Raw genomic sequence first — 26,958 nt, 5'->3', positions numbered from 1 at the left:
TTAGTGAGCTCCTTTCGGGGATTGTTTTTTTGTGGAAAAACTAATAACTACAATAACGAGGTTAATAACGGCCATCATCGCTGTCACCATAAATACGGTTGCGTACGAGAAGTGGCCGGCAACGACCGAACCAATCATCGGTCCAATGATACTCCCAATTGCTTGGAAGGATTGCATGTAACTGAACACCCGGCTGACCACGGCGTTCGGGCTGTTTAACATGACGATTGTTTGGGTCAGCGGTAATAACGCGGCGTCTGAAATGCCGATAAGGAACCGGCAGATGCCAAGGGTGTATACCGAATGGACGAAACTGGTTGCCGCAAACACGCAGCTGCAGAAGATTAGTCCGGAAATCAGGACTTTACCTGCACCCACCTTATCGCCAAGGGCGCCCAGCCGGTTTGCCGCAAAGATGGTGGCAAATCCCGGCAGGGCGGTGATAATCCCACTGACAAGCGAAACATCACCGTGGTGGTGCATGAGTTGCTGAACAAAGAGGCTGATGATGGGGTTAATCGCCTTAGTGGCGGCCATCACCAGCATTGTTGTAATAAACATTGCCACGATTAACCCGGGATGTTCAAGCTGCTTCATTGCCGAACCGTGCTGGGTAGAATCCGTTGCCGGCAGGGGATGAAAGTCTTCGTGCACGTAGAAGAGGGCAAGGAGGCTTGCGAATAACATGATGGCCCCGAAAACGAAGAATGTCATCCGGTAACCGGCGACACTCGCAATGATTCCCCCGATAATCGGGCCAATTAGCTGGCCGCCCACTCGTCCAGTGGTGAGAATGCCCATCGCTTTCCCCCCGAATTCGTCCGGGGCTTCGCTGGCGATGAGGGCCTGGGAATTACTGTTATACCCTGAAAAACACCCATACAAGAAACGCCAAAAGAGTAACCACCAGATGTTCGGCACCGTGCCACACAGAAACCCGATAATGCACATCCCAAACCCAGAACGTAAAATCATTGGTTTCCGGCCGGTGCGGTCGGCTAATTTTCCCCATAACGGGGACACGATGGCCTGGCTAATAAACGAAATGGCGTACGCAAGTCCCGCATAAAAAGTAAGCTGAACGCGGGAGAAGTGGGCGAGTTGCCCGATAAAAAGTGGCAGAAACGGGAGACTCATACTAAACCCCGTTCCTGAGACGAAATCCCCAAAGGCAAGAACGTACAGGTTCTTACGCCACTGGGGAAGTGTCCGGTGTTGCATTGGAATCCTTCCTAACTGACTTTTAATAATTATCCATATTATACCGTACCGGAAAATTAGGGGAAAGCCGGGATTCTACTCGTCAATCCTGATAAACCGCTGCTGGTCAAAGTCGTAGACGCCCTGGTCTGTTAGTTTGAGGGTCGGAATAACCGGAAGGGCGAGGAACGACAGGGTGAGAAACGGGTCAAAGTTAAGCGGACTACTCAGTTGCTGGTATGCCGTGGTAACGGCGCGGAGTTGGGCGGCCGCCTTTTCAGCGGGAATGGTGGTCATCAGTCCCGCAACGGGCAGGGGCATGCTGGCAACTTCTTGTTCGTGGTTGAAGATGGTGATGCCCCCGCCGATTTGGCATAGGTGGCGAATTGCAGCAGTCATATCAGCGTCGTTTGTCCCCAGCACAATAATATTATGTGAGTCGTGGGCAATCGACATGGCCACCGCACCATGCCGGAGGTGCATTCCCTTCACGACGGCTACGCCCACCGTTCCCCGGGCATGGTGGCGCTCGACGACTGCGAGTTTAAGTTGGTCCTTTTGAGGATTTGGAACAAACGCGCCGTCCTTGAGGGTCACCCGTTCCACGCTCGTTGTGGTTTCGATGTGGTTGGGTTGTACGGTAATGACCTTAACCTGAGACTGCTTGAGGGGAAGTGTGAGTTGTTGGGGGTCAAACTTGACGTGCATGGTATTGGCAGCTGGCTGGGAATGTGCAACCGTACTTTCTGGATCTAGGACCCCCGCTTTAATCACGTGAGCGACCTGACAGGTGGTGGCAGAATCAAGAATGACAAGGTCCGCTTTTTGGTTTGGAGTCAGGGCGCCCCGGTCGGTCAGACGATGAGCCTGGGCGGCGTTGTAGCTTGCCATGACGTACGCGGTGGCCGGCTTAATCCCATGGTGGATGGCGCGCTTAATGCAGTAGTTAATTCCCCCTTCATCCAGCAGGGTAGTTACCAGCTTGTCATCGGTACAAAAGGCGCACCGTTGGGCGTTAGCGGGGGTTACAACCGGAATTAGGTTTTCCAAGTCACGTTCGACGGTTCCCTCCCGCAAGAAGAGGTACATTCCCGCATTAATCCGGTCCTGAGCCTGCGCGACGGTCATGCATTCGTGATCGGTAGTGATGCCGTTTTGAACAAGAACGTCAAGCTGTTCCCGCGTTAATCCCGCCCCGTGGCCGTCCGCCTGGCGGTGAGCAGCTTGGCAATCCCGAAGCTTTGCCATCATGTCAGGATCATGCTGGGCGACGGCTGGGTAATCCATTACCTCTGAGAGTCCGCCCACACGATCATTGGCGTAGTAAGGCTTGAGATCCTTGGCTGTCAGGGTAGTTCCGTTGTGCTCAAACGGGGCGCACGGAACACACGATGGCAGCATGGTGATAATGTCAAGGGGGACCTGCGCGGAGTCCTGTAGCATGAAATCAAGCCCAGTTGTCCCGCAGACGTTGGCAATTTCGTGGGGATCCGTCACGATGGTCGTCGTTCCCTGGGGAAGGAGCACCCGCGCTAATTCGTGCGGAACAAGCAGGGAGCTTTCAATGTGGACGTGGGCGTCAATAAACCCCGGAACAACGTACTGGTCGGTGGCATCAATGGTTGTCTGGGCGGTATATTCCCCCGGATGCTTTCCCGTGGCGATGATGGTTCCGTTCTCAATCCACAGGATGTTAGGTTCAAACGTTCGGTTAAAGACGTTGAGGACGTGGTTACTGGTGACACAGAGATCAACGGTTTGCATTATTGAGGACTCCTTTATCCGATTGATTTTGATGAAACTTTCGCAGTGTATTCGGAGATATTGTCAATTAGTATCGAACGTCCGTGTTTTTTTGTCAAGGTTTAAATTGAAAACCGAACAGTGAATTGTTCGATGGTGATAAAAAGCCGTAACGTTTTTGTTACGGCCGTGCGTTTTATTTAAGTCTAATTTGAACGGCGGCACGTCCACTTCATAAGGAAGTAGAACGGGATGGCCACTACCAATCCCCCAAAGCCCCAAATTAACTCGTGGAGGTTGGCCTGCATGAGTAACCAAATACTTACCACAATGGCAATCAACGGAATGGTTGGCCCGCCCGGAACCTTAAACGGCCGGGGCACGTCCTTCATTGTATGCCGGAATACCAAAATGGCTAAGCACGTCGGGAGATACTGGGCAAACCGGGAAACCACGCTAATTGCGGCAAGGGTGGTAAACGAGCCTGAAAGGGCAATCGGCAGGGTGATAATTCCCGTGATAATGATTGCCCAGTATTCCACGCCCCGCCGATTACGCTTTAACATGAAGCGGGGAAGCAGGTCATCGTTCGCAAGGGCCACCGCACTCCGGGGAGTGATGAATGACGAGGCAATGTTAATCCCCCCAATGGAGATTAATTCTCCCGCAGCAACCAGTGCAAATCCGCCGCGCCCAAGGAAGTGTTCCATGGCGGTCTGAACGGGTGCTGTTGCGGTTGCAAGGTGATTTCCGAGTACTCCAATGGCAACGACTTGAATAAGAAGATAGAAAATGGACACGATGCCCATCACCATCAAAATTGCTCGGGGGAGTGTTTTCTGCGGGTTATGCATGTCCTCTGCGGCAACCGCAATGGCTTCAAAGCCCGTAAAGGCATAGAAGATTACCAGGCATGCTGCGCCAAATCCGTGACTGGTTGTCGCCACCGTCGTTGCGGGATGGAAGTTTCCCCCGTGAATGAAGAAGAACCCGACGACAATAAAGATCACTAGTGGCACAAGCTTACCGATGGAAGCAAGATTATTGATAATCTTCGACGAACTTACCCCGCACAGGTTAACGAGGGTGAGCCCCACGATAATCACGGTCATTATGACGATTTGGGCCGAACGGGAATTACATGCTGGAAAGATTTGCCCCAACGCCGTTGCGAACCCGTTTGCCATGGTTGCCCAGGCAATCATGCTGACAATCCACTTGATAAACCCGACTTCAAACCCCGCAAAATCGCCAAAGGCCGCCCGGGTATAGACGTACGGGCCACCATCCTTTGAAAAAAGGCCCGCTGCTTCCGCAAAGCATAGTGCAATCGTAATTACGAGGAGGGCGTCGAAGATAAAAACAAAGATACTTTTTGTTCCGACAAGGGCATAGGCCTTGTTAGGAAGCAGAAAAATTCCCGAGCCAATAATGGCGTTCACCCCAAGAAGGATGATGCTGAGTAAGCCAAGCTTATTTTTGTGTGTTTCCATTAAATCAGTCCTCTCATTAAGTAACTATGCGACTACCAGACAAATTATGCGTTTTCCATGAACGCCTTAAAGAGTTGTTGTGCTTGGAGGTGTGTCCGGTGCAACATTTCCGGGTGAAATTGGACGGCGACTTCAAACCCGTCGTAGGCGAAGTTGCTAAAGCCTTCGACCACGCCATCGGGAGCGGTAATGCCAACCTGTAAGTCCGCGCCAAGTTCGCCAATTACCTGGTGGTGGAATGAGTTCACCGTAAATTCATTTTGATCAAAGATGGAGGCAAACGGACTGTCAGCACTAACCCGTACCGAGTGAGTCGGGAGAGTTGGCTGGTCTGGTTGTGAATGCCGAATGAGTTCGTGGTCGGCGTAACTCAGATCCTGGATGATGGTGCCTCCATGATAAACGTTAAGGAGTTGCGCGCCCCGACAAATTCCTAGAATTGGCAGGTGGCGCTGTTCGGCCTCCTTAATCAGTTGAAGTTCAAACCAGTCCCGGTCAGGGAAGGTTGGCCCACACTTTTGCCGGGGCTGTTCACCGTATTCAAGGGGGTTAACGTCCTGCCCACCGCTTAAAATCAGGCCGTCGAGGTGGGCCACCTGGGCACGAATTACCGCTAGGTCGGTGGTGACAGGGATGATTACCGGGACGCCCCCCGCTTGAACGACGCTATCGATGTAATCATCGTTAACGTAGGAACGGTGGTAACCCGGAAACATACCGTCGGAGTCGGTAATCCAACTTCCAGAAACACCAATCAATTTATTCGTCATGTTAAAATCCTCCAATCTAACTTATAAAGTGTAAGTTAATTTTATATGGTTTATTTCCTAAAAGCAAATCAAAATTTTTTATGATGATACAGTTGCCCGAGTTGTCCCCGAAATTCATCCTGATACCGGCGTACGTCGTATTCTGACCGGACGGTGTAATCCACCTGTTCACCATGTTCGCTTTGATCTAGCCCGCGTTGTTCAGCTTGTTTGCTGACCCGCATCGGGACAAACCGGGTAAGGAGAAGGGCAAGCCCACCCGCCATTATTGTAACAAAGAGAATGGTGGTGATTGTTCCAAATGCTTGGATCCATAAAAGGTGCCAGCCACCACCATAAAGGAGGCCGTTGGTTGGAATGTGCGGGTTAACGGTTCGGGTAGCGAACACTCCGGTTAGAACAGACCCGCAGATTCCAGCGATTCCGTGGCACCCAAATGCATCAAGGGGATCGTCAACCGGGAAGACGCGTTTCCCCCAGTTAATGAAGGCAAAACTTGCGCACGTGCATAGAACGCCGATTAGAAGGGCGCCGGTGGTTGAAACGTAACCGGCTGCAGGGGTAATGCCGACAAGCCCACAGAGGGTGCCGGTGCAGGTTCCGACGAGGGTGGGATGCCCGCGTGTAATAATTTCTAACACCATCCATGTTGTGATGGCTCCGGCAGTGGCCACCGTCGTCGTAAGAATGGCCTGTAATGCTACGGGGGTGATTCCCAAAGCGGCGCCGGCGTTGAACCCGTACCACCCAATCCATAAAATGGAAGTTCCTAAGAGAATCCACGGTAGATTGTAGTGTTGGTGGCTGGCAGGAAGTCGCCGCCCAAGAATAACGGAGAGAACAAGGGACGTGATTCCCGCGTTAATATGAACGACCGTTCCCCCAGCAAAATCGAGAAGCCCAGTGCGGGCCAGTAAGCCGTGCGGGGTCCACACCATGTGCACGAGCGGGTAGTACACCAGAAACGTCCAGGCGCACAGAAAAAGCAGGAAATAGTTAAACCGCATGCGCCCGACAACCGCCCCGACGAAGAGGGCGGGAGTAATAAGGGCAAACATTAACTGGAAGAGGAGGTAGCTTACCATGGGAATGTGAGTAACGGAGGCCGAACGCATAAAGTCGACGCCGTGAAGGAGCAAATGGTGAACCCCACCAATAATCCCGGCAATGTTGGGACCGAAGCACAGTTCGTACCCACACGTTATGAATAACAGAACGGCAATCCCACAGATAATAAAAACAGAGAGCATCGTATTAACAACGTTTTTGGGGCTAACTAAGCCGCCGTAAAAGAACGCTAGTCCCGGGGTCATCCAGAAAACGAGGATGGTGGCACTAAGGACAAACGCCGTGTTGGCAATATTAATCATGAGGAAACTCCTTTGAATCTCATATGTTAGATATTCTAACATAAAAATGAACGAATGGTGTCCTTGATTGCGCCTGCTTTTAATGCGTGGTATGCTAGGCACCGACTAATATGGTAAGAGAGGGAATTGAATTGATTAGTAAACAAATGTGGAAACGGATAGTGCGGTGGGGAACATGCCTGGTGGGTGCCGTGGTGATTTCTATTATCGTTGCGGACCTGTATTTTTTTCACGTGGCGTTTGTCCCAGCAAAAAAGGACTTTCTTGAAAAGCCCCTTCCCCTTAGACCCGGGACGGCCCTGTACCAGCAACGGTTGTGGTATCACGATGTTCCTAAGCAACACTGGACGATGGAATCAGCCACCGGCCGTTACCGGTTGGGCGCCAACTATATTCCAGCCCGTCATTCTGATAAGGCAGTGCTAATTTGTCACGGCTACATGCAAAATAAGAACGATATGGGGGCATATGCGGCCATGTTTCATCAAATGGGATATAATGTTTTAGTCCCTGATGCCCGGGGAATGGGGGATAGTCAGGGGAAGTATGTCGGGTTTGGCTGGCCGGAACGCTATGATGAACGGAAGTGGATGAAACGGTTGGTTCATCATCTCGGGCCGCACGTCAAGATTGTAATGTTTGGGGTCAGCATGGGCGGTGCCACCACGATGATGACGAGCGGGTTGCACCTTCCTAAACAGTGTGTTGCGATGATTGAAGACTGTGGGTATACCAGTGTAAAGGCGGAAATTACCCATGAAGCAAAGGACATGTACCACATGCCCGCCATTCCCCGGTGGCCACTGATCCCGGTCTTAAGTTTGATGACTAAGTTGCGAATTGGGTACTTTATGGGCGAAGCTAGTTCGGTGCGGATGCTTCATCACAACCACCGGCCCATGCTCTTTATTCACGGAGCCAAGGATACGTTCGTGCCAACGCGGATGGTTTATCAGAATTACCGGGCGGATCGGGGGCCAAAAGAGTTATGGGTTTGTCCGGATGCAGACCATGCACATTCGCTCCGGACCCATTCAAGGGAATATGAACGCCACGTCCAGCAATTCTTGAATAAGTATGTGCATTAAAAAGAAGATTTGCCGCGTAAAACCGCGTCTAGTAGGTGTCTTTTTACACCGGAAGCATGGTAAAATACGGGTGATGACGATAGTGAATGGATAGTGGAGGAAGCACCATGGCAATTGACTTACAACCATACATTGATGCGCAACCAGAACTCGCTGGAATTTTTAAGGGTCAGCCTGGTTTTTGGTTGAACCCGTTTATGAAGGCGACGGAACAGGAGATTTGGGAAAACGAACGGTTGGGATTGGCGGACATTAAAGCAGCTGATGCCGACCTCCGGCGATATGCCCCGCTGATTGCGGCGCTTTTCCCGGAAACCAAACCAACTAACGGAATTATTGAATCAGCACTGGAGCCGATTCCGCAAATGCGGGCGCGACTTGCTAGCCAGCATGAACTTCATGGGGACCTCTTTTTGAAGATGGACTCTGACCTTCCGGTGTGTGGCTCCATTAAGGCCCGCGGAGGAATGTATGAGGTGCTCAAGCATGCGGAGGAACTGGCCTTAGAGCATGGGTTGTTAGCTTCTAAGGACGATGATTACACGAAACTGGCAACCCCGGAAGCTAAGCAGTTCTTTGGTCAATATAAGGTCCAGGTTGGTTCGACAGGAAACCTCGGCCTCTCAATCGGGATTACTGCGGCTGCCCTTGGATTCCAGGCAATCGTTCATATGAGTAGTGATGCGAAGGAGTGGAAACAAACCCTTCTCCGGCAATGGGGAGCCACCGTGCGCGAGTACGACACTGACTTCAACACGGCAATTAAGACGGGACGGAAGGAATCAGCTGCTGACCCGTACAGTTACTTTGTGGATGATGTGCGGTCACAGACGCTGTTCTTAGGATACGCGACCGCAGCCCTGCGGTTAAAGGATCAGTTAGCGGCGCAACATGTGCTGGTTGACGAGGATCACCCGCTATTTGTTTACAGTCCGGCCGGAGTTGGGGGCTCTGCCGGCGGGGTAGCGTTTGGGTGCAAGGCTGTCTTTGGTGCGGCCGCACACGTCTTCTTCGTTGAACCGGCACCGTGTCCAAGCATCATTTTGGGGATGTTAACCGGCAAGAATAACGATGTTTCCGTGATGGATATTGGATTAGACGGGAAAACCGAAGCGGATGGGTTGGCATGCCCGAGTCCGTCCGCCTTAACGCCGGATATTTTAAAGCCGCTTCTAAGCGGAATCTTTACCGTTGCGGACGGCGCACTCTTTGATTACCTGCGGGATCTTCATGACAGTGAGGGAATGACCATCGAGCCTTCCTCGTGCGCAACGTTTGAGGGTCCGACCAAACTCTTTGAATCACCGCAGGGGCAGCAGTACTTGGCGGCGCACGGGTTAACCGATAAGGTCGATAACATCCACCACATTGGCTGGGCAACGGGCGGTTGCATGGTGCCTGCAGAAATTAACGAACAAAACCTAAACACACATATTGACTACTAATTACCATTTGCGGGGGTGGTAAGGCACACCCCGTTTTTGGTCATTGCGGATAATTTAATTAACGAGTGTTGCAAACGTGCACAGACCAGCGAATCACCACTTTGTGATTCGGTCGACGCACGGGTTGTGGCACTCGTTTTTGCTTTATTTGAACTGGGAGAAAAATAGTTTGGAATAATTTTTAATTTCACAAAACGCACAATGAATTTTACAAGATAAGAATTATGAGGTGAAGTTAATCGCTTTCAACTGCCGTTAATTCGGCGTTTACAGTCGTAACTTAATGCGGAGATTGTGAAAACTCTCATTGTGTATTCGCATACAAACACCGGCAATTCAGCGTTTGCGGCATAAAACGAAAGCCCTTTTTATTTCACAAGCGCTGTGATTTGCGCTATAACAAAAATCGAAAGGAGATGCATTCCACATGGCAGAGGATGAAATTTTGAAAATGCATGGGGGTGCTGAACCCGGGGTTTTAAGTATGGAACCTCGGTTTGACGTCACTAGTAAGACTGATCTTGGAAAAGCCTATACACCAGGGGTCGCTGAGATTGCGAAGTTGATTCAGGCCCACCCGGAAGCGAAGGCGAAGTACACGATGAGCGGAAAGCTGGTTGCCATCGTTACGGATGGAACGGCGGTGCTTGGTTTGGGAAACACTGGGCAGGCTGGTGGATTACCGATTATCGAAGGGAAGGCTTTGTTATACAAGGACCTTGCTGGGGTTGATGCGGTTCCGTTGGCCCTTAATCAGGTTCCGGTTGACGAACTGGTAACGACACTGAAGAACATTTCAACGTCGTTTGCCGGATTCCACCTGGAAGACATTGCAGCGCCGCGGTGTTTCGAGCTGGAAGAAAAGCTTGCAGATGCGGTTGATATTCCGGTTTACCACGATGACCAGGAAGGAACGGCGATTGTTGTCCTGGCTGCACTAATGAACGCTGCTAAGGTTGTCGGCAAGAACCTGAAAGATTTGCGGATTCTCGTAAACGGGGTTGGCGCTTCCGGCTACGCAACCGCTAAATTATTGATGGATGCTGGCATCATGAACATCACGTTAGTTGATGCTGACGGACCGATTACGGCAGATGATGACCGGTTCAATTCATACCAGCGGGCTTTGGCTAAGCGGAGTGCGGTAAGTGAACGCTTCACGTCCCTTGATGATGCCATTGAAAACCAGGACGTCTTTATTGGGCTATCCGTTGGTGATATTTTAACGGCTGACCAGATTAAGAAGATGGCTGATCAGCCAATCGTCTTTGCACTGGCAAACCCACGGCCAGAAATCGACCCGCAGGTTGCTCACGATGCAGGGGTGGCCGTAATGGCAACTGGTTCAAGTCAATATCCGAACCAGGTGAATAACGTGCTGGTCTTTCCGGGATTATTCCGGGGGTTACTCCGTTCCGGGATTAAGAAGGTGACCCCAGAACTTGAGGTTGCCGTTGCACGGGGGTTGAGTGCGTTGGTTGCTCAGCCACAGGCGGAAGAAATTATTCCGGGTGTCTTCAACAGTAAAGTGGTTGACACCGTAACGCAGGCTGTTATTCAGTTTGCACACTAAAATATGTTAGTTTTGCCCAGGCTAAGAGAGAAAAATTCAACTAAGGGAGTGACCTTAAATGGGCGTTTTTTGGACATCAATTCAGAGTGTCTTATCAATTGTAATCATGATGGCAGTGGGGTACTTCTGTCGGGCCAAGGGGTGGTTTGGTGATAAGTTCTCTAAGGGACTGTCTCAAGTGATCATGAAAATCGCATTACCATGTGCCATCTTCATGTCAATGCTGCAACGGTTTCACCTTAACCAGTTACGGAGCCTTTCCAAGGGATTGGTTTACACGATCCTTGCAATTCTGATTGGTTACGTAATTAGTTGGATCGCTGTGCGGGTCTTCAAGATTCCGCGGGGGCGGCGGGGATTGATGATGACCGGAATTAACGGTGCCAACACCGTTTTCATTGGGTTGCCATTAAACGTTGCCCTGTTCGGGAACGTTTCAATCCCATACCTGCTGGTTTACTACATTGTTAACACGATTATTATTTGGACGCTTGGTGTCTGGGTCATTGCGGCTGACGATCCAACGACGGATCAGGGGAAGGCCCACATTGACTGGAAGCATTTCTTACCAGCACCAATCTGGGGTTTCATCATTGCCCTTCCGTTCTTACTGTGGATGCCAAACGCCGCAACGCAACTGCCGCCGTTTATCACGCGGACATTAACTGATATTGGTGGGTTAGTTACCCCGTTGTCACTGATGTACATCGGGATTATGCTGCGGGACTTCGGAATCAGCAACATTCGCTTTACGAAGAGCTTAAACCTGTCACTGATTGGGCGGTTTATCGTGTCGCCATTAATCATGTTTGCGATTATCACGGTTGGGCTGCACGCCGGCATTACGTTAACGCCAATCTTCCACAAGACGTTAATTATCCAGGCTGCAACGCCATCACTTGCCGTCCTGCCAATCTTAGCTGACCAGTATCACGGGGACGTTGAGTTTGCAACGGACCTGGTTGTGGCAACCTCTGTGCTGTTTGTGATTGTTGTGCCGGTTATTATGCTGATGATGAGTTACCTCTAATTTATTAATTAAAAATCAAACGAAAGGGTGGATTTTAAATGGCAAAGATTACGGTTATTGATTATTTAATTGAACGGCTACACGAAATTGGCGTTGATGATATCTTTGGGGTGCCAGGGGACTACAACCTGTCCTTCCTGGATGACGTTGAAAAGAGCGACCAGGTGAACTGGATTGGTGATTGTAACGAACTAAATGCGGCTTACGCTGCTGACGGCTACGCCCGGAAGAAGGGTGTTGGAGCGTTAATCACCACGTTTGATGTGGGTGAATTAAGTGCTTTAAACGGGGTTGCTGGGAGTTATGCTGAACACATTCCAGTAATTGCCATTACCGGGGCTCCAACAACGAAGGTTCAGGAAAACAAGATGCTGATGCACCACACGGACGCAACGGGAAACTTTAAGCGTTCGTACCGGGCATACAAGCAGTTCACGGAAGCACAGGCACTGCTAGGCTTTGAAAACGCCGGGCGGGAAATCGACCGCGTTTTAACGACGGCAATTATTAAGAGCCGGCCGGTTTACATTTCACTGCCACTGGACGTTGCCCACAGTAAGATTGATGCTCCGGCAGAACCATTGAACTTGACGGTCGAGAACACCGACCACACGGAGCGGGTTGCTCAACGGCTTGCTGACGAATTAAAGAAGGCCAAGAAGCCGGTAATCCTTGCCGGAAACGAAATCATGACGTTCCGGGCCCGGGAAGCCTTTGAAAAGATGATTAACCAGTTGCATCTGCCGGTCGCAACCGTATTGTTAGGGAAGTCATCAATCAACGAAGAGAACCCGTACTTCATTGGAACGTACTACCCACAGTTCGGTGATAAGCGGGTCTTAAACTACGTTAACGAAAGTGACCTCGTTGTCATCTTTGGGAGCAAGCTGATTGACGTTAACACCGGAAGCTTTACCCAGTGCTTCACGCAGGATCACACCGTGGTTTTGAACTCAGACAACACGGACTTCTTTGGGACGAAGAGTCGGGGAGTAAACATTAACAACCTGATTGCTGATGTTACTAAGAAGGCAACGCCGTTTAACTTTGACAGCACTGGATTACAAAACGTTGAACCAGACGTTAAGTACGAAGACAACGATGATGCTGAGTTGAACCTTGGCCAGTACATGTACGCCTTCAAGAACTTCATGCAGCCAAACGACACGATTTACACCGAAACGGGAACTTCCCAGTACGGATTATCATTTATGAACCTGCGTGAAGGTACAGACTTCCAGGCCCAGCCGCTGTGGGGTTCAATCGGCTACACGCTGCCAGCTGTTCTGGGAAGTCAGATTGCTGATCCGGAAGGGCGGCACATCCTGTCAATCGGTGATGGTTCTGCTCAGATGACAGTTCAGGAGTTGAGTCTGATTCAGCGGCACCACCTGAAGCCAATCATCTTCCTGGTGGACAACGACGGATACACCATCGAGCGGGTTATTCATGGGGCCCACGCTCAATACAACGACATTGCTGCATGGGACTACACGAAGATTCCAGCTGCTCTTGGAATTACGCCGGACGTGATGGACGTGAACGTGGCAACAACGAAGGACGAACTGAACGCCATCATGAAGGAAATTGCGGATGATCGGAGCAAGGCCCACTTCGTCATTGTTAAGACCAAGCCACTGGATGCTCCAGAATTAGTTAAGAAGATTGGGAAGTCAATGAGCTTGATTGATAAGTCACACTTCTACGGTGAGGAAGACTAATACTGTTAGTAGTTAAAAAGAATCGGGCGGTAACTTTTATCGCCCGGTTCTTTTATTTTATAATCGGAGTAAGGAAGTGATTCAAATGGAAGCAACGGTTTTGCGTGATGGTTTAACCTTACGTGGTTTTTATGATGTTCCTGCGGGGAAGCCAGCGTTTGATTGTGCCATTATTTTTCACGGGTTTACGGGAAACTGTGGGCGGCAGAAGGAATGGATTGAGTACCAGGCGGCCCAAACGTTACTTGATGCCGGGATGGCCGTGGCCCGGTTTGACTTTAACGGGCACGGAAAAAGCGATGGTCGCTTTGAAGACATGACGGTGTTAAACGAACTGGATGATGCGCGCGCGATCCTCCGTTTTGTCCGGCAGCAACCCGGTGTTCAGCGGATTATGCTGGTGGGCATGTCTCAGGGTGGGGTGGTTGCTAGTATGCTGGCTGGTTACTACCACGACGCGATTGATCAGGTGGTGTTAATGTATCCAGCCGCAACGCTCAAGGAAGATGCCCAGCACGGTGAAATGCAGGGGCTCCATTATGATCCCCAGCAGATCCCCGCCGTTCAGGTCTGGCATTCAGATCACGGTGATTTTCCGGTAGGGGATTTTTATTTCCGGACGGCCCAGACGCTGCCGATTTATGAGGTGGCGAAGCAGTATCGTGGCCCGGTTTTGCTTATGCACGGGGATGCGGACCCAATCGTTCCCCGGAGCGCCTCGGAACGGTATCTGCCGGGATACAAGCACGCTGAGTACCACGTAATCCCGGGCGGCGACCACGGGTTCCACGCTCCCGCGGCCAGAAAGGAAGCGCTGCGGTTGCTCAGGGAGTTTGTGGATAAAAGCGAATAGTTTAGCGGAAGGTAAAAGAAGAATCCGGGAAAATTATTCCCCGGATTCTTCTTTGCTTAAAATAGTATTCTTATAACCCGATTTCGGCGAGGGTATTAACCGCCGCCCGAATTTCATCACGCTGTTTTTCACGTTTGGCAATTGGACCATCAACCTCCGTCATTACGATCCGGACGATGTTTGTCCGGCGCAGATCAACGAGGGTTTTATCGTTAATTTTAAGGCAAATAAAATCGTCATCATAGCTCTCAACGGCATCGTGCCAGATATCCGCTCCGGTTTTGGCAGAAACAATGCCCCGCTTAATAATTGTTGCGCCGTCGACGGTGTGGAACTTAACGTTATAGAACTTTTCCATGTGATCAGGTCCTTTCAGTAACCGTTTTCTACCATTAATATACCATTTTTGATAGAGAATGAACATTTGAGGATATTATTATAAACGGTGTTGTTTAAGTTGCATTATAAAAAAAAGATGTTAGAATGAGGATGTATCAAGGCAATGACGTTTGCCATAACCGCTTAATAAGCTGATAACGTCTATCAACCTGAGGGGTTGGTGGACGGTTGTCTAGCAACCTCCTCAGGATTTTCGGGGAGGTTTTTTTAAATGGTTGCAAAAATCGAAGAAGTTAAGGCACGGGAAGTTTTTGATTCACGTGGGAATCCGACCGTTGAAGCTGATGTAATTTTAAGCGATGGAATAATGGGGCGGGCGGAAGTTCCTTCTGGTGCTTCTACCGGTGAAAAGGAAGCCATTGAGCTTCGTGACGGTGGTAGCCAGTTAATGGGTAAAGGAGTATTACAAGCTGTAAAAAATATCAATACGGAAATTAATACTGCTCTCCATGGGTTAAACCCATTAGCCCAAGCTCATGTTGATCAAACGATGATTGCCCTTGATGGTACTTCGAATAAAGCGCGACTAGGAGCTAATGCAATTCTTGGTGTTTCCATGGCCGTTGCACGGGCGGCAGCGAACGAAACCAAACAACCGCTTTACCGCTATTTAGGTGGAACGGACTTGGAGTTACCCCAGACATTTCATAATGTCATCAATGGAGGAGAACACGCTGCTAATGATATTGACATGCAGGAATTTATGATTACGCCAGTTCAGCGGACAAGTTTTCGGGATGGGTTTGAAAAAATTGTAAATACGTATCATACCCTGAAGCAAATCCTTGAAGAACGAGGGTACTCAACTGGTCTTGGTGATGAAGGGGGCTTTGCGCCTAACCTGAAATCTTCCGAAGAAGCACTCCAGTTATTGCATGATGCAATTAAAGTTGCCGGCTATGTTCCGGGAAAGGAAATTGCAGTAGCGTTTGATGCGGCAGCGTCTTATCTATATGATTCTCAAACGGGAAACTATCGGTTAGAAGGAAAAACGTACACACCGGATGAATTAGGTAAGTATTATGGCGCCCTACTTGATAAGTATCCAGAGATTATATCGATTGAAGATCCGTATGGTGAGGACGATTGGGAAAACTTTACGCGTTTTACTAAACAATACGGCCACCGCGTCCAATTAGTAGCCGATGATCCGGTGTGCACAAATCCTATTTTGGTGCGAAAAGCAATTAAAATGGGAATGGGGAATAGTATTTTAATTAAGTTGAATCAAATTGGAACAGTAACAGAGACGTTGGAAACAATTCGGCTTGCACGCAAAAATGGGTATACAACGATGATGTCACACCGGTCGGGGGAAACGGGCGATACCTTTATCGCTGACTTTACGGTTGCTACTAACGCTGCTGAATTAAAATCAGGCGCACCTGCCCGCTCCGAACGGGTTGAAAAGTACAACCAGTTACTCCGAATCGAAGAGGAGCTCGGTGAGGATGGAACGAGACTTGCGCATTATCCAAACGATGTTGATAAGGATTAAGTTCATAATGAATTGGCCCTGATTAGGGGGCAATCTCCTGTCAGGGAACTGATGGGAGGTTTTTTTATGAATCAGGGGTTGTCTAGCAAAGTTGCAGCCCAAAGATTAGCTACGGACGGTCCGAACGAAGTAAAAATGAATAAAACTAATTTATGGACTTTGATTGGACGACGGTTATGGGAGCCCACTGCGTGGATAATTGAAGGTGCGTTGGTTATTGAATTAATCGCGGGAAACATGCTCCAAGCTGGTTTTATCGTTGCATTGTTATTTTTTGCGGCTATTAATGGCGCACTCCAAAATCAGCGGGCGGTTCGAGCGCTTGCTCCATTAACCAAACAGGTTGTTCCGGATGTTAGTGTTCTTCGCGATGGACAGTGGAAAATGATTCCAGCGCGCTTACTTGTTAGGGATGATGTGATTAATTTACGGAGCGGAAACTTGGTTCCGGCTGATGTTCAGATTATTGATGGAATGATTGCAACAAACGAGAGCCTTATTACCGGAGAGAGTGAGGCAATTCAACGGAGTGTTGGGATGACGTTGATGGCTGGTACTCAGGTTGAACGCGGGGTTGCAACTGCTATTGTTCTTAGGACAGGGGCAGCAAGTCAGGTAGGGAAAATCACCCAGTTAGTGACTACCTCCCATGCACCCGGACGATTACAACATCTTCTTCAGCGAATTATTAATTTACTTGCAGCTGTTGATGCGGTTCTGGTGGTGGTTTTGGCTGGGGCAGCGTTGATGCGGCATGAACCACTGCTTAATTTGCTACCGTTAATTGGCGTCCTTTTTATTGCAACAATTCCAATCGCGATGCCTTCAAGTTTTAGTGTGGCTAATTCACTGGAAGCGCGAAAGTTGAGTGATGAACGTATTATTGTTCGTGAGTTGAATGGAATTCAAACGGCGGCAACGGTTGATACGGTTCTCTTTGATAAAACGGGAACGCTAACTACAAATAAGCCAGTGATTGACCAGATGGTTAATTTAAGTGATTATCCAGATAAAATTATTATTGCGTTTGCACAAGCGTTAACTGATTGGCGGCAACCCAGTCGTGTTGATCAAGCATTGCAGAATCTATCAAATCCAGTAAAGGATGAAGTTACGATAAAAGATTATCAGGAGTTTAGCACCCTTACAGGATATTCAGCGGCGACGATTATGTGGAACCATCATCAATATAATGTCCAGTTAGGGGCACCACGGATAGTTCATAATGGATCGTATTTAGTAACGATGAAGTTTAAGCGGCCGGTGGTAGGACAGGTAATTGTTCTTACGATTAATAACCGACCAGCAGCACTTTTTGCACTTGATGATCAACTGCGATCAGATGCCCAAGAAACTATTAATCGATTAATAGCCAATAAAATTCATCCCGTAATGGTTACGGGCGATAGTATTCAAGCAGCGCGAATAGTTGCTAAAAAGCTCGGAATTCCCGGAAGGGTTATTACAGGAAACGAATTGGCAAGGATAAAATTATCTGACGTAGGTTGTGTTGCGGAGGTATTACCGGAAGGAAAACTGGCACTTGTTCAGCAGTTTCAAGCTGCTGGACACGTTGTTGCAATGACAGGAGATGGGGTGAACGATGCACCCGCATTGAAAAGAGCAGACGTAGGAATCGCGATGTATAATGCATCGGCGGTTGCTAAGAGAACGGCTAAAGTAACAATGCTTGATGCAGGACTCTTACCATTATTACGTTTGTTTGCGAGTGGTCATCGGGTCTATCAACGAATGATGACGTGGACGATTACTAAACTAGCACGCACCGCTGAATTAACTGTCATTTTAACATTAGGGTACGTAATAGCGGGAATCCTACCTGTTAGTTTAAATGCGATTATAATGTTAGCCATTTTAAATGATGTAGTTACAATGGTTTTGGGGACCGATCGGGTTCAGGTAACATTTCAACCCGAAAAATGGAACTTTAAACGTCTAACATTAATTGCAGGGTTATTCACCGTTTTTTGGACTGCCTTAGGATTAGGATTGTTTAGCTGGCTCTACTATGGCGTTTATGTACAACCAACGACGATTGAAACAGTTATGTACCTGTATTTAATGTTCACCGCAATGGATACGATTTGGATGACGCGGACAACGGGGTTATTTTGGAAAGAGATCCCTAGTGCAGCCGTTATATACACTACTTTAGGGAATTGTTTATTATCGTTTGTTTTTGCGGTAGGAGGAGTTGTGTTAGCACCAGTTCCTTGGCAAGTGGGGGTAATTATTTTTGGAGGATGTCTTCTTTTAAGTTTTGTAGTTGATGGATTAAAGGTGATGTTTTATCGCCGTGAAATCAAAAATTAATAGGATCATTTTAAAAAAGCGGCTGAAATAGTGTTTCTATTCCAGTCGCTTTTAGTTAAGTTAGTTTATTCGTCAGTAAGAGTAACGTCGTGACTTTCTGGTTCCTTTTTCAGTGAAAGGGCGATCAAAACCCCAACCACCGTCAAAACAACGGTAAATGCCATCCCAAAGTGAACCCCGTTAGTGAATGCTGCAGCGTGGTTAGCGCCGTGGTAAGCTGCCGTCCCCAGTCCTAGAAAACTTGTTGCTAACGCCGTGGCGATGGCGCCGACAATTTGCTGGAGAGTATTAATAATTGTACTTCCATCCGCAGATTCAAATAGTTGCAGGGCGTTAAGCGCGTGCGTTTGGGCGGGTGACATTGCTAATGGACATCCCACCATTAAAATAACGTGGGCGGAAATGACGTACCAGCCGGCAGAATGGGGTGTAACGCAGGCAAGCATCACGGCCCCCACGGTGGCAATCAGGAACCCGAGTGTCGTCAGCATCTTCGCACCGTAGTTATCAAAGAGGCGGCCGGCAAGGCCTGAAACCAGTGCGTTCACAATTCCTCCCGGAAGCATAATAATTCCCGTGAGGGCGACCGGAAGGAGCAGGCCGTTTTGGATGTACTGGGGTAACAGGTACATTGCGGATAAAATCACCCCAAAGTTAATCATTACAAGAAGCGTCCCCTTAGTAAACGAACTGTTTGCAAAGATTCGGAGGTTTAAGATCGGGTGCTGCTGGGTTAACTGCCGGTGCGTGTATAACCCCAGGACGATGATCCCAATTAGTAAGCATCCTAAAACAATGATGGAAGTCCAGCCGAAGCGCGCTGCAAAGCTAAAGCCCATTACAACCAGCCCGAATCCGCAAGCAGAGAGAATGACTGCGAGGAAGTCCACGGGTTCACGGGTCAGTTTGCTGATGTTTGGCAAGAACTTGAGGTCAAAGAATAAAGCAATCAGCAGGAATGGGACAAAGAGCCAGAAAATCCAGTGCCATGAAAGTTTGGCCAGGATCAGTCCTGTCAGTGTCGGTCCAACCGCCGGGGCAAACATAATGACCAGTGAGCAGGCGCCCATGGCTGTTCCGAGCTTTTCAGGCGGGAAAATGTTCATCGCCACGGTGAACATGAGGGGCAGGATTGTTCCTGTTCCGATTCCTTGAATCATCCGTCCAGCCAAAAGCAGGGGAAAGTTAGGAGCCAGTGCTGAAATAATTGCTCCACTTGATGTAAGTTTTTTTGATGGTGGTTTAAAAATAATTGGCTTTGGCTAGTCAAGGAGTTTTTTTCCCACTATAATGGAAATAATTTGATTGGAGGGAACGGGATGCGGCTGGTTAAACGGGTAGCTCAATATTTAGGATTCCTCGCAGGACTGGTGGCAGTTTTCTTTGCGCTGGGATGGTTGCTAATGTGCCCAGCCCGGCATTCCCAATCGAGGCACCCCGTAAGGCGCCAACCAATTCAGCTGGTTGCTGTTGGTGATTCCCTTACCCAGGGTGTTGGCGATTCACAAACGGCGGGGGGCTTTGTGCCGCTCGTTGCCCACACCCTTGCACACAACGCGCCAGTTCAGGTAAGCACGGTAAATGCCGGGGAGGCGGGTGATACGACCGCGCGGATATTAACCCGGATTAACCGCAATTCGCAGTTGCAGCGGCACCTGCGTCAGGCAAATATTATCACCGTGACGGCGGGTGGAAACGACGCGTTAGGGGCGATTAGCGCAGCCCGCAAAGAGCTTTCCCAAGCCAATGCGGAGCACTTGATTGCTCCGGCAGCCGCAACATATACCCAGCATTTGCGGGCTCTTTTAGAACGCATTCGGCAACTGAACAGTACCGCTCCCGTTTTCGTGCTGGGGGTTTATAATCCGTTTTACGTAGAACTGGCAACGAACCCAGTTTTAAATACCGGGGTGACAATTTGGAACCAAGCAATTCGGCGGGTTACGCGGCAGCAGCGGAACATGTACTACGTCGATATTAGTAGGATAGGATACGGTCAATACGGGGAAACGCGGCCTTCCCACCGGTTACGTCAATTTGCGGCGGCCAACACACCACTGCTTGCTAGTGCGAGTGTTTCGCAGTTGCTGGTAACTGCTCAGGGGAAGAATGCATGGCTTTCCCCAGCAGACCGGCTCCACCCTAACGCACGGGGATACCGCTACATTGCCCAGCAGGTTGCCCATCAGATTAACCAACAACAAAGGAAGTGGCTTCATCATGGAACAACGACGACAGCAAGGCCGTAAATCCCGGCAGGTGAACCCGTGGAAGTGGGCGTTTACCATCTTGGTAGCACTGATTATTGCGGGGGGAGCACTCCTTTTTTGGCGGATTACGACCCCAAGCGTTCCGCAAAGTGAAAGTGAAACTAGTGTCCCGGCAACGGGCGCTTCGCTGACAACGACGTTAAATAATAATCAGCTCACGGCAATTTTAGACTGTTTTTTAAACCAGCAAACGGACGGAAACATCCGGTATCATGTGCAGTTAACTCCGAATGAAGCATTAATCACGGGGCGAACCAGGGTGATGGGGCAGGCGGTCACCTTTACGATTACAACGGTTCCCACGACAACCCGGCAAGGGAATTTACGGCTGGCTGTTCACCGGATTACGTTTGGTCGGGTGGCGGTTCCCATTGGGCTAACAATGCGGTACTTTAAAAACAATGTTGCTCTCCCGGCATGCCTTATCATTCAGCCAGCTAAAAAGCAGGCAATTCTTAATTTAAATCGCCTTGTGCCCAAACAGCGGTTTAGTGTGCGGATGACGCACCTTGACCTCAAGAATGGCCGGTACCGCGTTTTGGTTGGTTTACCGCGAAAATAAAGGAGGACGTTAATGAAGTACCGTCAAAGTTTTTACCAGTACCTGATGACCCAGCGAAACCCGGATGACCACCGGGCATTGGCGGAATTTGCCAACCGGGCCTTCTATGACCAGAGTTTTCCTAAGCAGTCCTGTGATTACGACGAGCTCTCCCAGTACCTCGAGTTGAACGGAAGTTACCTTCCTGGGATGACCGTTTTTGATGAGGCGTGGCAGAAGTACCTTGCTCAAATGGAATAGTAAATGTCTCCGAATGATTATAGATTTTTAAGGCGAAAGGGTGGTTAGTATGGCAAATATTCAGTGGTTCCCGGGCCACATGGCAAAGGCGATGCGGCAGGTAAAGGAAAACCTGCGGCTAGTCGACATTGTCCTTGAATTGGTGGATGCCCGGTTACCGGAGTCTTCCCGGAATCCCCAGATTGCATCGGTGTTAAAAAATAAACCAAGTATCATTGTCCTTACCAAGCGGGACCTGGCGGATCCTCAGATGACCAAGCGGTGGGTTGACTACTATGAACAACACGGGCAGCCGGCCATGGCGTTTGATAGTACCCAGGATAATCTCCGGTCGCTTGAAACTAAGATCCGGGAAGTGCTGGCCGACAAGCTGGCACAGCGGGCTGCACGGGGAATCAAGTCCCAACGGGTAAAGGTAATGTGTTTGGGAATTCCTAACGTGGGAAAGTCAACGTTACTGAACCACCTTGTTCATAAGAAGATTGCCCAGGTTGGAAACCGCCCCGGGGTAACGAAGTCCCAGCAGTGGTTAAAGGCGGGAGATAGCTTGCAACTGCTGGACACGCCTGGAATTCTGTGGCCGAAGTTTGAGGATCCGGTTGTTGGCAAAAAGTTAGCCCTAACCGGCGCCATTAAGGACACGCTGTTCGCCAAGGATGATGTTGCCCTGTACGCCCTCGAACACTTCGTTAACCACCACGCCCAACTACTTGAGAAGGTCTACCACCTCACACCGGAGGAATTGGATCAGCCGACCGTTGAGGTCCTGCTGGCCCTGACAAAGCGGATGGGCTTTCGCGATGACTACGACCGGGCCAGTGAGCGGTTAATCTTTGACTGCCGGAAGGGAAAACTTGGCCGGTATACGCTTGACAAAATTCCTGCAAAGAAGGGGTAAAAATGACAAAGAAACTCTACGTTCAACCGGATTGGCCGACAAGTATCATTTGCTGGGCCTTTTCGCTGATGATTCTTGATATGAGTTTATTACTATGGCTTGAAATTACGGTCTTTCAGGTGTGGACTGTGCTGGCATTTTTGTTGTTTATTGCGGTTGCCGCCGTTCAAGTTATCGGCCGGTACGTTGTTTTTGGGGAAGACGTTCTGACCGTTCATACCGTGATTAGCTTTAATTCCAAGAAGATTAAGTATGATCAGATTAAGCAGGTAACGGTGTTGCGGACCCAGGTAATAATTGCGGGGCGGTACCAAACGATTAAGGTGCTTGCTTCTAAAAAGGTCCGGCAGCAAATTGTTGATGGGATACAGAAACACGCTCCTTTAGTGAAAATCACGAACAATTTTGCGAAGTAATGCCAAATAAATTCGGAAAACCATAACATAACGGTTAAATCCATGGTATGCTAATGGTGACGATAAGGTCACTTTGAGGAACACACCGAGGAGGAACGCACATGAACGACATTGAAATTGCGCAGCAGGCCACGATGGACCCAATCACGAAGATTGCGGACCAGGCTGGATTTGCCCCTGAGCAGGTTGAACAGTACGGAAATTACAAGGCGAAGTTAACGGTTGACCCAAATAAGCCACTTCGGGGAAAACTGATTTTGGTTACTGCCATTAACCCCACCCCAGCAGGTGAAGGGAAATCAACCGTTTCAATCGGGCTGGCGGATGCCCTGCAACTGGCAGGGAAGAAGGCTATGCTGGCTTTGCGTGAACCTTCCCTGGGTCCTGTAATGGGGATGAAGGGTGGCGCCACTGGTGGGGGTTACTCCCAGGTGCTTCCGATGGATGACATTAACCTGCACTTTACGGGTGATATGCACGCATTAACGGCGGCTAATAACACGTTGGCAGCGCTTATCGATAACCACATTTACCAGGGCAACGAATTAAACATTGACCCGCGGAACGTAACGTGGAAGCGGGTCCTTGATATTAACGACCGGGCTTTACGGCATACGGTAATTGGCCTTGGCGGACTCAAGCAGGGGGTCCCGCGGGAGGACGGGTTTGAAATCACCGTTGCTTCCGAGTTGATGGCCGTTCTGTGCTTAGCCACTGACATGGCTGACTTGAAGGCCCGGATTGGCCGGATCGTAATTGGGTATACCTACGATGGTGATCCCGTTACCGTCGAACAGCTGGGGGTAGTTGGCGCCATCGCAACGCTCTTGAAGGATGCCATCAAGCCTAACCTGGTGCAGACCATTGCCCACACGCCGGCGCTGGTTCACGGTGGTCCGTTTGCCAACATTGCACACGGGTGCAATAGCGTGATTGCGACGCAGACGGCCCTGCAGTACGCCGACTACGCCGTTACGGAGGCCGGCTTCGGGGCGGACCTCGGGGCCGAGAAGTTCTGCGACATCAAGGTGCCGGTTCTCGGGAAGACCCCGGATGCCGTGGTTGTTGTGGCAACGGTCCGGGCCCTGAAGATGAACGGTGGGGTCGCGAAGGACCAGCTTGAAACTGAAAACGTGGCTGCTGTCACGAAGGGAAGCAGCAACCTCATCCGCCACATCAAGAACATGCAGCAGTACGGGGTAAACGTGGTGGTTGCGCTGAACCGCTTTACCAGTGACACGCAGGATGAAATTAAGGCTGTTCAGGACGCGTGCGCTTCACTCGGAGTGACGGCCCACGTTGCTGACGTATGGGGCAAAGGCGGTGCTGGTGCGCAGGAACTTGCCCAGGCGGTCATTGATGCGTGCGAACAGCCGCATTCGTTTGAAGCGGTCTACGCGGCTGACGACGACCTGCAAACAAAGATTGAAAAGATTACGAAGAAGATCTACCATGGAGCGGCGGTTGAGTACGGTCCGAAGGCTAAGCGGCAACTGCGCGAATTTGCGGCCCACGGGTGGGACCACCTCCCGGTCTGCATGGCAAAGACGCAGTACTCGTTTACGGATAACGCGAAGTTACTCGGTGCGCCGACCGACTTCACGCTTCATGTCCGGGAATTCATGCCAAAGCTTGGGGCGGGCTTCATTGTTGCCCTGACTGGGAACGTTCTGACGATGCCGGGGTTGCCAAAGGTACCGGCCGCAAATGGAATTGACGTGGATAATAACGGCCGGATCAGCGGGTTGTACTAAACTAAGACGGCTAAACTGAATGACGATAGAAACGGGATTTGCTGAGGCAGGTCCCGTTTTTGGTATGGTGGGGTTAGTCTAAATTACGGCGGGAAACCATTTTTTGACACCATTCTAGCAATTTATCCGTTGACACGGCTCTCCTAATTGATATACTAAAACCAGAACATATGTTCGATAATAAGTTGATGCTTTCCCGGTTAAGGGAAGCAGGCGAAAGGGGAGCAGACCTGAATGACAAAGATTGATGCAGCTGGATTTACCCCAACGGAACACGCGGTTAAGCGTCTTAATCAGCGGTTTAACGTTCCTAAGTGTGATGCTCACCGGTGGGTGCGGCGCTTTATGGTGGATGCGACGGCAATTGATGATCCATCTAATAACAACCCGAAAGCACGGTTATTTCGTCGGGGACAGTGCATTGCGGTTGTCAACCTGACACAAAAGCGGGTGATTACCGTTTATCAGTTAACCCCGGTTAATAAGGTTAGTAGTTGGGGACAACGCCTAATTCCCTACCTGCAGCCGTACGGAAAGCGGATTTGCCGGCATTACCAACGCGACCTTGCCGCTAATTTATGTCGGTCATTCATTGGGCTCGTCTGGGGTGCCATTGATTACCAGTTCATGCACCATGATGAGGATGTGCTTACGGCACTGAGCGAGCGAGCAGGGCAGTTACGTGATACGTTAGCGATGGGGGCCGATGACCTGCAGATGTTCCGGCAGTTGTTTCGGACAAAATAAAAAGCACCTCCGGTTAACTTCGGAGATGCTTAGTAGGTCATCTAACGCCGTCATTAATTAGTTGCTTTCCGGCGGAGTTCCAGTTTCCGCAGGAGTGGTAACAGGAATCCAAGGACAATCAAGAAGCCAACGGTTACAAAGTTCATGATTAACTGGTGGTTAAAGGCGGCTGTTCCCGGATTAGCGTCCTGTGGGATAAAGCCGAGGGTGGCGCATACAAACGTAAAAATGAAGCACCATAGTCCCATTGCGAGGGCGCCCGTTCGGTTCTTAATATAAACGTAGTCCGAATGGAATTCCTTTTCGTGCCACCGAATAGCCAGGAAGGCCACGAAGACCAGAGCCGTCTTGTACGGCGAAACAATTCCGTTCAGGTTTAGTAACCAGTTATAAATTGAGTTAATACTTGGGAGGGTGCCACTCAGGAGAAGAATTAACAGGCTAATCCCGGCAGTTAAGATGTAACTGTTAACGGGTTTGCCGTTCTTATTCTTCTTGGTTAACCACGTTGGCATGTATTTATTGGCCGTGTCACTCGCAAAGACCCGGGCTGCCGCATCGATTAGGATTGCCAACTGGGCAAGCATAAAGAGTAACTGAACAACGGCAAATACGTACATGAGCGATTTTCCAAGCCCACACTGTTCTCCGAGAAGACGGAAGGCGTAGTACGGGCCGTTCATCTTAAAGTCGTGCGGAATGTGGTTGGCGTTGAAGAAAACGGCGAGGGCTAACGTTCCAAAGATTGTTAGGAATGCCGTCATCAGCGCTAACGCCCACATGGCCTTCGGGAACTCTGATTTCGGGTTTCGAAGGCGGATAATGTACGGGGCGGCCAGCTCAGCCCCGGACATCGCAAAGATTAATAGTCCGGTTGTTGAGAAGTAGTGGAGGCTAAAGCTTGGCTTAAACGCTCCCCAGCTGAAGTGGGTGGCGATGTGGGCCCCGTGGAGCAGCGCCCAGCCCGTCATAAAGACAAACAACATTGAAATGAGGAACATTGCGCCCCCACCGATGAATGACAGAATCTCCAAAGAGTTTTTGACCTTGTTTTCAAAGAGAATAAATAACAGGATGATGATGAAGGTCATCAAGCCGAACGTCGTTGTCGACATGTGCTTGTTCAGGGTGTTGTTCCCAAGAATAATCCAGCTAATGGAGACAACGACGGAGTTGGAGACGTCTACCAGGTACGGGATTGTCTGTGTCCAGTACATCCAGGACGTGATGTAACCAAACAGGTCGCTGTGGGTTCCCCGCCGAATCCATGAGGCAAGTCCCCCAGACTGATTATCAAACGTTAACCCAAGCTGCGTCGCGATTAACGCGTAGGGGATAACGTATGAAAATAGCAGGAACAGCCACGAAATGACGACTGATAATCCCTGGTTTTGAAACGGATAAAAAATGTTTTCAAAGCTAATGATGGTGACGAAGTCTAGCAGTGCTAGCACTGGCCAACTCATGTAATGCTTCTTTGGTTGTAGTGTGTTTTCCATTGTCCTTCCTTTCATGGTTCTTAGTAACGAATAAATAGAACCATGCGGGGCGGAT

At 49.7% G+C, this 26,958-nt stretch carries 22 protein-coding genes, 1 pseudogene and 1 riboswitch; of the genes and pseudogenes, 15 read left to right on the top strand and 8 right to left on the bottom strand.

Features of this window, described 5'->3' with window-relative positions; all coding sequences use genetic code 11:
• From QOR60_RS02875 to QOR60_RS02855, 5 genes are all read right to left on the bottom strand, one after another.
• On the bottom strand, window positions 1–1,221 hold the full coding sequence (locus tag QOR60_RS02875; protein WP_283581850.1) for an MFS transporter: 1,221 nt from the start codon (window positions 1,219–1,221) through the stop codon (window positions 1–3).
• A gap of 75 nt (window positions 1,222–1,296) precedes the next feature.
• Entirely contained in the window at window positions 1,297–2,964 is a 1,668-nt protein-coding gene (ade, locus tag QOR60_RS02870; protein ID WP_283581849.1) for an adenine deaminase, read from the bottom strand.
• 185 nt (window positions 2,965–3,149) lie between these two features.
• Entirely contained in the window at window positions 3,150–4,436 is a 1,287-nt protein-coding gene (locus tag QOR60_RS02865) for an APC family permease (RefSeq protein WP_283581848.1), read from the bottom strand.
• Between the two features lie 44 nt (window positions 4,437–4,480).
• Window positions 4,481–5,206 (bottom strand): gamma-glutamyl-gamma-aminobutyrate hydrolase family protein, encoded by a 726-nt coding sequence (locus QOR60_RS02860; protein ID WP_283581847.1) that lies wholly within the window; start codon window positions 5,204–5,206, stop codon window positions 4,481–4,483.
• 68 nt (window positions 5,207–5,274) lie between these two features.
• On the bottom strand, window positions 5,275–6,573 hold the full coding sequence (locus QOR60_RS02855; RefSeq protein ID WP_283582011.1) for an ammonium transporter: 1,299 nt from the start codon (window positions 6,571–6,573) through the stop codon (window positions 5,275–5,277).
• A gap of 149 nt (window positions 6,574–6,722) precedes the next feature.
• Between QOR60_RS02855 and QOR60_RS02850 the strand changes: the two genes are divergently transcribed.
• The 6 genes from QOR60_RS02850 to QOR60_RS02825 all read left to right on the top strand — a co-directional run bounded on the left by QOR60_RS02850 (window position 6,723) and on the right by QOR60_RS02825 (window position 14,286).
• Complete coding sequence (locus tag QOR60_RS02850) at window positions 6,723–7,664, top strand: alpha/beta hydrolase (protein WP_283581846.1); 942 nt, start codon at window positions 6,723–6,725, stop codon at window positions 7,662–7,664.
• 107 nt (window positions 7,665–7,771) lie between these two features.
• Window positions 7,772–9,109, top strand: coding sequence for a D-serine ammonia-lyase (locus QOR60_RS02845; RefSeq protein WP_283581845.1), 1,338 nt, complete (start codon window positions 7,772–7,774; stop codon window positions 9,107–9,109).
• A gap of 427 nt (window positions 9,110–9,536) precedes the next feature.
• Window positions 9,537–10,682: an NAD(P)-dependent malic enzyme gene (locus QOR60_RS02840; RefSeq protein WP_283581844.1), complete on the top strand. Its 1,146-nt coding sequence runs from the start codon at window positions 9,537–9,539 to the stop codon at window positions 10,680–10,682.
• A gap of 58 nt (window positions 10,683–10,740) precedes the next feature.
• Window positions 10,741–11,712 carry an AEC family transporter gene (locus tag QOR60_RS02835; protein WP_283581843.1) on the top strand — a complete coding sequence of 324 codons (972 nt, stop codon included), beginning with the start codon at window positions 10,741–10,743 and terminating at the stop codon, window positions 11,710–11,712.
• Between the two features lie 38 nt (window positions 11,713–11,750).
• Window positions 11,751–13,433 (top strand): alpha-keto acid decarboxylase family protein, encoded by a 1,683-nt coding sequence (locus tag QOR60_RS02830; RefSeq protein ID WP_283581842.1) that lies wholly within the window; start codon window positions 11,751–11,753, stop codon window positions 13,431–13,433.
• Window positions 13,434–13,518: 85 nt separating this feature from the next.
• On the top strand, window positions 13,519–14,286 hold the full coding sequence (locus QOR60_RS02825; protein ID WP_283581841.1) for an alpha/beta hydrolase: 768 nt from the start codon (window positions 13,519–13,521) through the stop codon (window positions 14,284–14,286).
• A gap of 70 nt (window positions 14,287–14,356) precedes the next feature.
• Here the strand turns inward: QOR60_RS02825 and QOR60_RS02820 are convergent, their stop codons facing one another.
• Window positions 14,357–14,644: a chromosome partitioning protein ParB gene (locus tag QOR60_RS02820; protein WP_283581840.1), complete on the bottom strand. Its 288-nt coding sequence runs from the start codon at window positions 14,642–14,644 to the stop codon at window positions 14,357–14,359.
• Window positions 14,645–14,775: 131 nt separating this feature from the next.
• Window positions 14,776–14,836: riboswitch (Fluoride riboswitch) on the top strand.
• A 60-nt stretch (window positions 14,837–14,896) separates the two neighbouring features.
• Between QOR60_RS02820 and eno the strand changes: the two genes are divergently transcribed.
• Window positions 14,897–16,183: a phosphopyruvate hydratase gene (gene eno / locus QOR60_RS02815; RefSeq protein WP_283581839.1), complete on the top strand. Its 1,287-nt coding sequence runs from the start codon at window positions 14,897–14,899 to the stop codon at window positions 16,181–16,183.
• 66 nt (window positions 16,184–16,249) lie between these two features.
• Window positions 16,250–18,517, top strand: coding sequence for an HAD-IC family P-type ATPase (locus QOR60_RS02810; protein WP_283581838.1), 2,268 nt, complete (start codon window positions 16,250–16,252; stop codon window positions 18,515–18,517).
• Between the two features lie 65 nt (window positions 18,518–18,582).
• Here QOR60_RS02810 and QOR60_RS02805 read toward each other — a convergent pair.
• Window positions 18,583–19,731: pseudogene (locus tag QOR60_RS02805) on the bottom strand (MFS transporter); the annotation flags it as partial.
• Between the two features lie 105 nt (window positions 19,732–19,836).
• On the opposite strand from QOR60_RS02805, the gene QOR60_RS02800 reads away from it, so the two are divergent.
• The 7 genes from QOR60_RS02800 to QOR60_RS02770 all read left to right on the top strand — a co-directional run bounded on the left by QOR60_RS02800 (window position 19,837) and on the right by QOR60_RS02770 (window position 25,404).
• Complete coding sequence (locus QOR60_RS02800) at window positions 19,837–20,766, top strand: GDSL-type esterase/lipase family protein (RefSeq protein WP_283581837.1); 930 nt, start codon at window positions 19,837–19,839, stop codon at window positions 20,764–20,766.
• The gene (locus QOR60_RS02795; RefSeq protein ID WP_283581836.1) at window positions 20,738–21,349 is read left to right on the top strand and encodes a YpmS family protein; all 612 of its coding nucleotides are present in this window, start codon (window positions 20,738–20,740) and stop codon (window positions 21,347–21,349) included. The genes QOR60_RS02800 and QOR60_RS02795 overlap by 29 nt, the downstream gene beginning before the upstream one ends.
• Before the next feature lie 12 nt (window positions 21,350–21,361).
• Complete coding sequence (locus tag QOR60_RS02790) at window positions 21,362–21,589, top strand: YozE family protein (protein ID WP_283581835.1); 228 nt, start codon at window positions 21,362–21,364, stop codon at window positions 21,587–21,589.
• 49 nt (window positions 21,590–21,638) lie between these two features.
• Window positions 21,639–22,487: a ribosome biogenesis GTPase YlqF gene (gene ylqF / locus QOR60_RS02785; RefSeq protein ID WP_283581834.1), complete on the top strand. Its 849-nt coding sequence runs from the start codon at window positions 21,639–21,641 to the stop codon at window positions 22,485–22,487.
• A 2-nt stretch (window positions 22,488–22,489) separates the two neighbouring features.
• Window positions 22,490–22,903, top strand: a complete 414-nt coding sequence (locus tag QOR60_RS02780; RefSeq protein ID WP_283581833.1) for an EbsA family protein — start codon at window positions 22,490–22,492, stop codon at window positions 22,901–22,903.
• A gap of 101 nt (window positions 22,904–23,004) precedes the next feature.
• A complete protein-coding gene (locus tag QOR60_RS02775) occupies window positions 23,005–24,657 on the top strand; it encodes a formate--tetrahydrofolate ligase (RefSeq protein WP_283581832.1) in 1,653 nt (550 codons plus the stop codon).
• A gap of 234 nt (window positions 24,658–24,891) precedes the next feature.
• Window positions 24,892–25,404, top strand: a complete 513-nt coding sequence (locus QOR60_RS02770) for a hypothetical protein (RefSeq protein WP_283581831.1) — start codon at window positions 24,892–24,894, stop codon at window positions 25,402–25,404.
• A 53-nt stretch (window positions 25,405–25,457) separates the two neighbouring features.
• Here the strand turns inward: QOR60_RS02770 and QOR60_RS02765 are convergent, their stop codons facing one another.
• Window positions 25,458–26,903, bottom strand: coding sequence for an APC family permease (locus QOR60_RS02765; RefSeq protein WP_283581830.1), 1,446 nt, complete (start codon window positions 26,901–26,903; stop codon window positions 25,458–25,460).
• Window positions 26,904–26,958: the final 55 nt, after the last annotated feature.

It is taken from the genome of Ligilactobacillus hohenheimensis (assembly GCF_947381805.1).
In the GTDB taxonomy this organism is placed as follows: Bacteria; Bacillota; Bacilli; order Lactobacillales; family Lactobacillaceae; genus Ligilactobacillus; species Ligilactobacillus hohenheimensis.
The sequence above is the reverse complement of the archived record's forward strand: the minus strand, read 5'-3'. Positions and strand labels throughout refer to the sequence as shown.

What these genes read in the sequence shown, in the direction of transcription:
- QOR60_RS02865 (WP_283581848.1), bottom strand. Translation starts at nt 4,436, where the DNA reads ATGGAAACACACAAAAATAAGCTTGGCTTACTCAGCATCATCCTTCTT.
- QOR60_RS02765 (WP_283581830.1), bottom strand. Translation starts at nt 26,903, where the DNA reads ATGGAAAACACACTACAACCAAAGAAGCATTACATGAGTTGGCCAGTG.
- QOR60_RS02775 (WP_283581832.1), top strand. Translation starts at nt 23,005, where the DNA reads ATGAACGACATTGAAATTGCGCAGCAGGCCACGATGGACCCAATCACG.
- QOR60_RS02780 (WP_283581833.1), top strand. Translation starts at nt 22,490, where the DNA reads ATGACAAAGAAACTCTACGTTCAACCGGATTGGCCGACAAGTATCATT.
- QOR60_RS02830 (WP_283581842.1), top strand. Translation starts at nt 11,751, where the DNA reads ATGGCAAAGATTACGGTTATTGATTATTTAATTGAACGGCTACACGAA.
- ylqF (WP_283581834.1), top strand. Translation starts at nt 21,639, where the DNA reads ATGGCAAATATTCAGTGGTTCCCGGGCCACATGGCAAAGGCGATGCGG.
- QOR60_RS02840 (WP_283581844.1), top strand. Translation starts at nt 9,537, where the DNA reads ATGGCAGAGGATGAAATTTTGAAAATGCATGGGGGTGCTGAACCCGGG.
- QOR60_RS02850 (WP_283581846.1), top strand. Translation starts at nt 6,723, where the DNA reads ATGTGGAAACGGATAGTGCGGTGGGGAACATGCCTGGTGGGTGCCGTG.
- eno (WP_283581839.1), top strand. Translation starts at nt 14,897, where the DNA reads ATGGTTGCAAAAATCGAAGAAGTTAAGGCACGGGAAGTTTTTGATTCA.
- QOR60_RS02790 (WP_283581835.1), top strand. Translation starts at nt 21,362, where the DNA reads ATGAAGTACCGTCAAAGTTTTTACCAGTACCTGATGACCCAGCGAAAC.
- QOR60_RS02820 (WP_283581840.1), bottom strand. Translation starts at nt 14,644, where the DNA reads ATGGAAAAGTTCTATAACGTTAAGTTCCACACCGTCGACGGCGCAACA.
- ade (WP_283581849.1), bottom strand. Translation starts at nt 2,964, where the DNA reads ATGCAAACCGTTGATCTCTGTGTCACCAGTAACCACGTCCTCAACGTC.
- QOR60_RS02770 (WP_283581831.1), top strand. Translation starts at nt 24,892, where the DNA reads ATGACAAAGATTGATGCAGCTGGATTTACCCCAACGGAACACGCGGTT.
- QOR60_RS02875 (WP_283581850.1), bottom strand. Translation starts at nt 1,221, where the DNA reads ATGCAACACCGGACACTTCCCCAGTGGCGTAAGAACCTGTACGTTCTT.
- QOR60_RS02795 (WP_283581836.1), top strand. Translation starts at nt 20,738, where the DNA reads ATGGAACAACGACGACAGCAAGGCCGTAAATCCCGGCAGGTGAACCCG.
- QOR60_RS02825 (WP_283581841.1), top strand. Translation starts at nt 13,519, where the DNA reads ATGGAAGCAACGGTTTTGCGTGATGGTTTAACCTTACGTGGTTTTTAT.
- QOR60_RS02835 (WP_283581843.1), top strand. Translation starts at nt 10,741, where the DNA reads ATGGGCGTTTTTTGGACATCAATTCAGAGTGTCTTATCAATTGTAATC.
- QOR60_RS02860 (WP_283581847.1), bottom strand. Translation starts at nt 5,206, where the DNA reads ATGACGAATAAATTGATTGGTGTTTCTGGAAGTTGGATTACCGACTCC.
- QOR60_RS02800 (WP_283581837.1), top strand. Translation starts at nt 19,837, where the DNA reads ATGCGGCTGGTTAAACGGGTAGCTCAATATTTAGGATTCCTCGCAGGA.
- QOR60_RS02810 (WP_283581838.1), top strand. Translation starts at nt 16,250, where the DNA reads ATGAATCAGGGGTTGTCTAGCAAAGTTGCAGCCCAAAGATTAGCTACG.
- QOR60_RS02845 (WP_283581845.1), top strand. Translation starts at nt 7,772, where the DNA reads ATGGCAATTGACTTACAACCATACATTGATGCGCAACCAGAACTCGCT.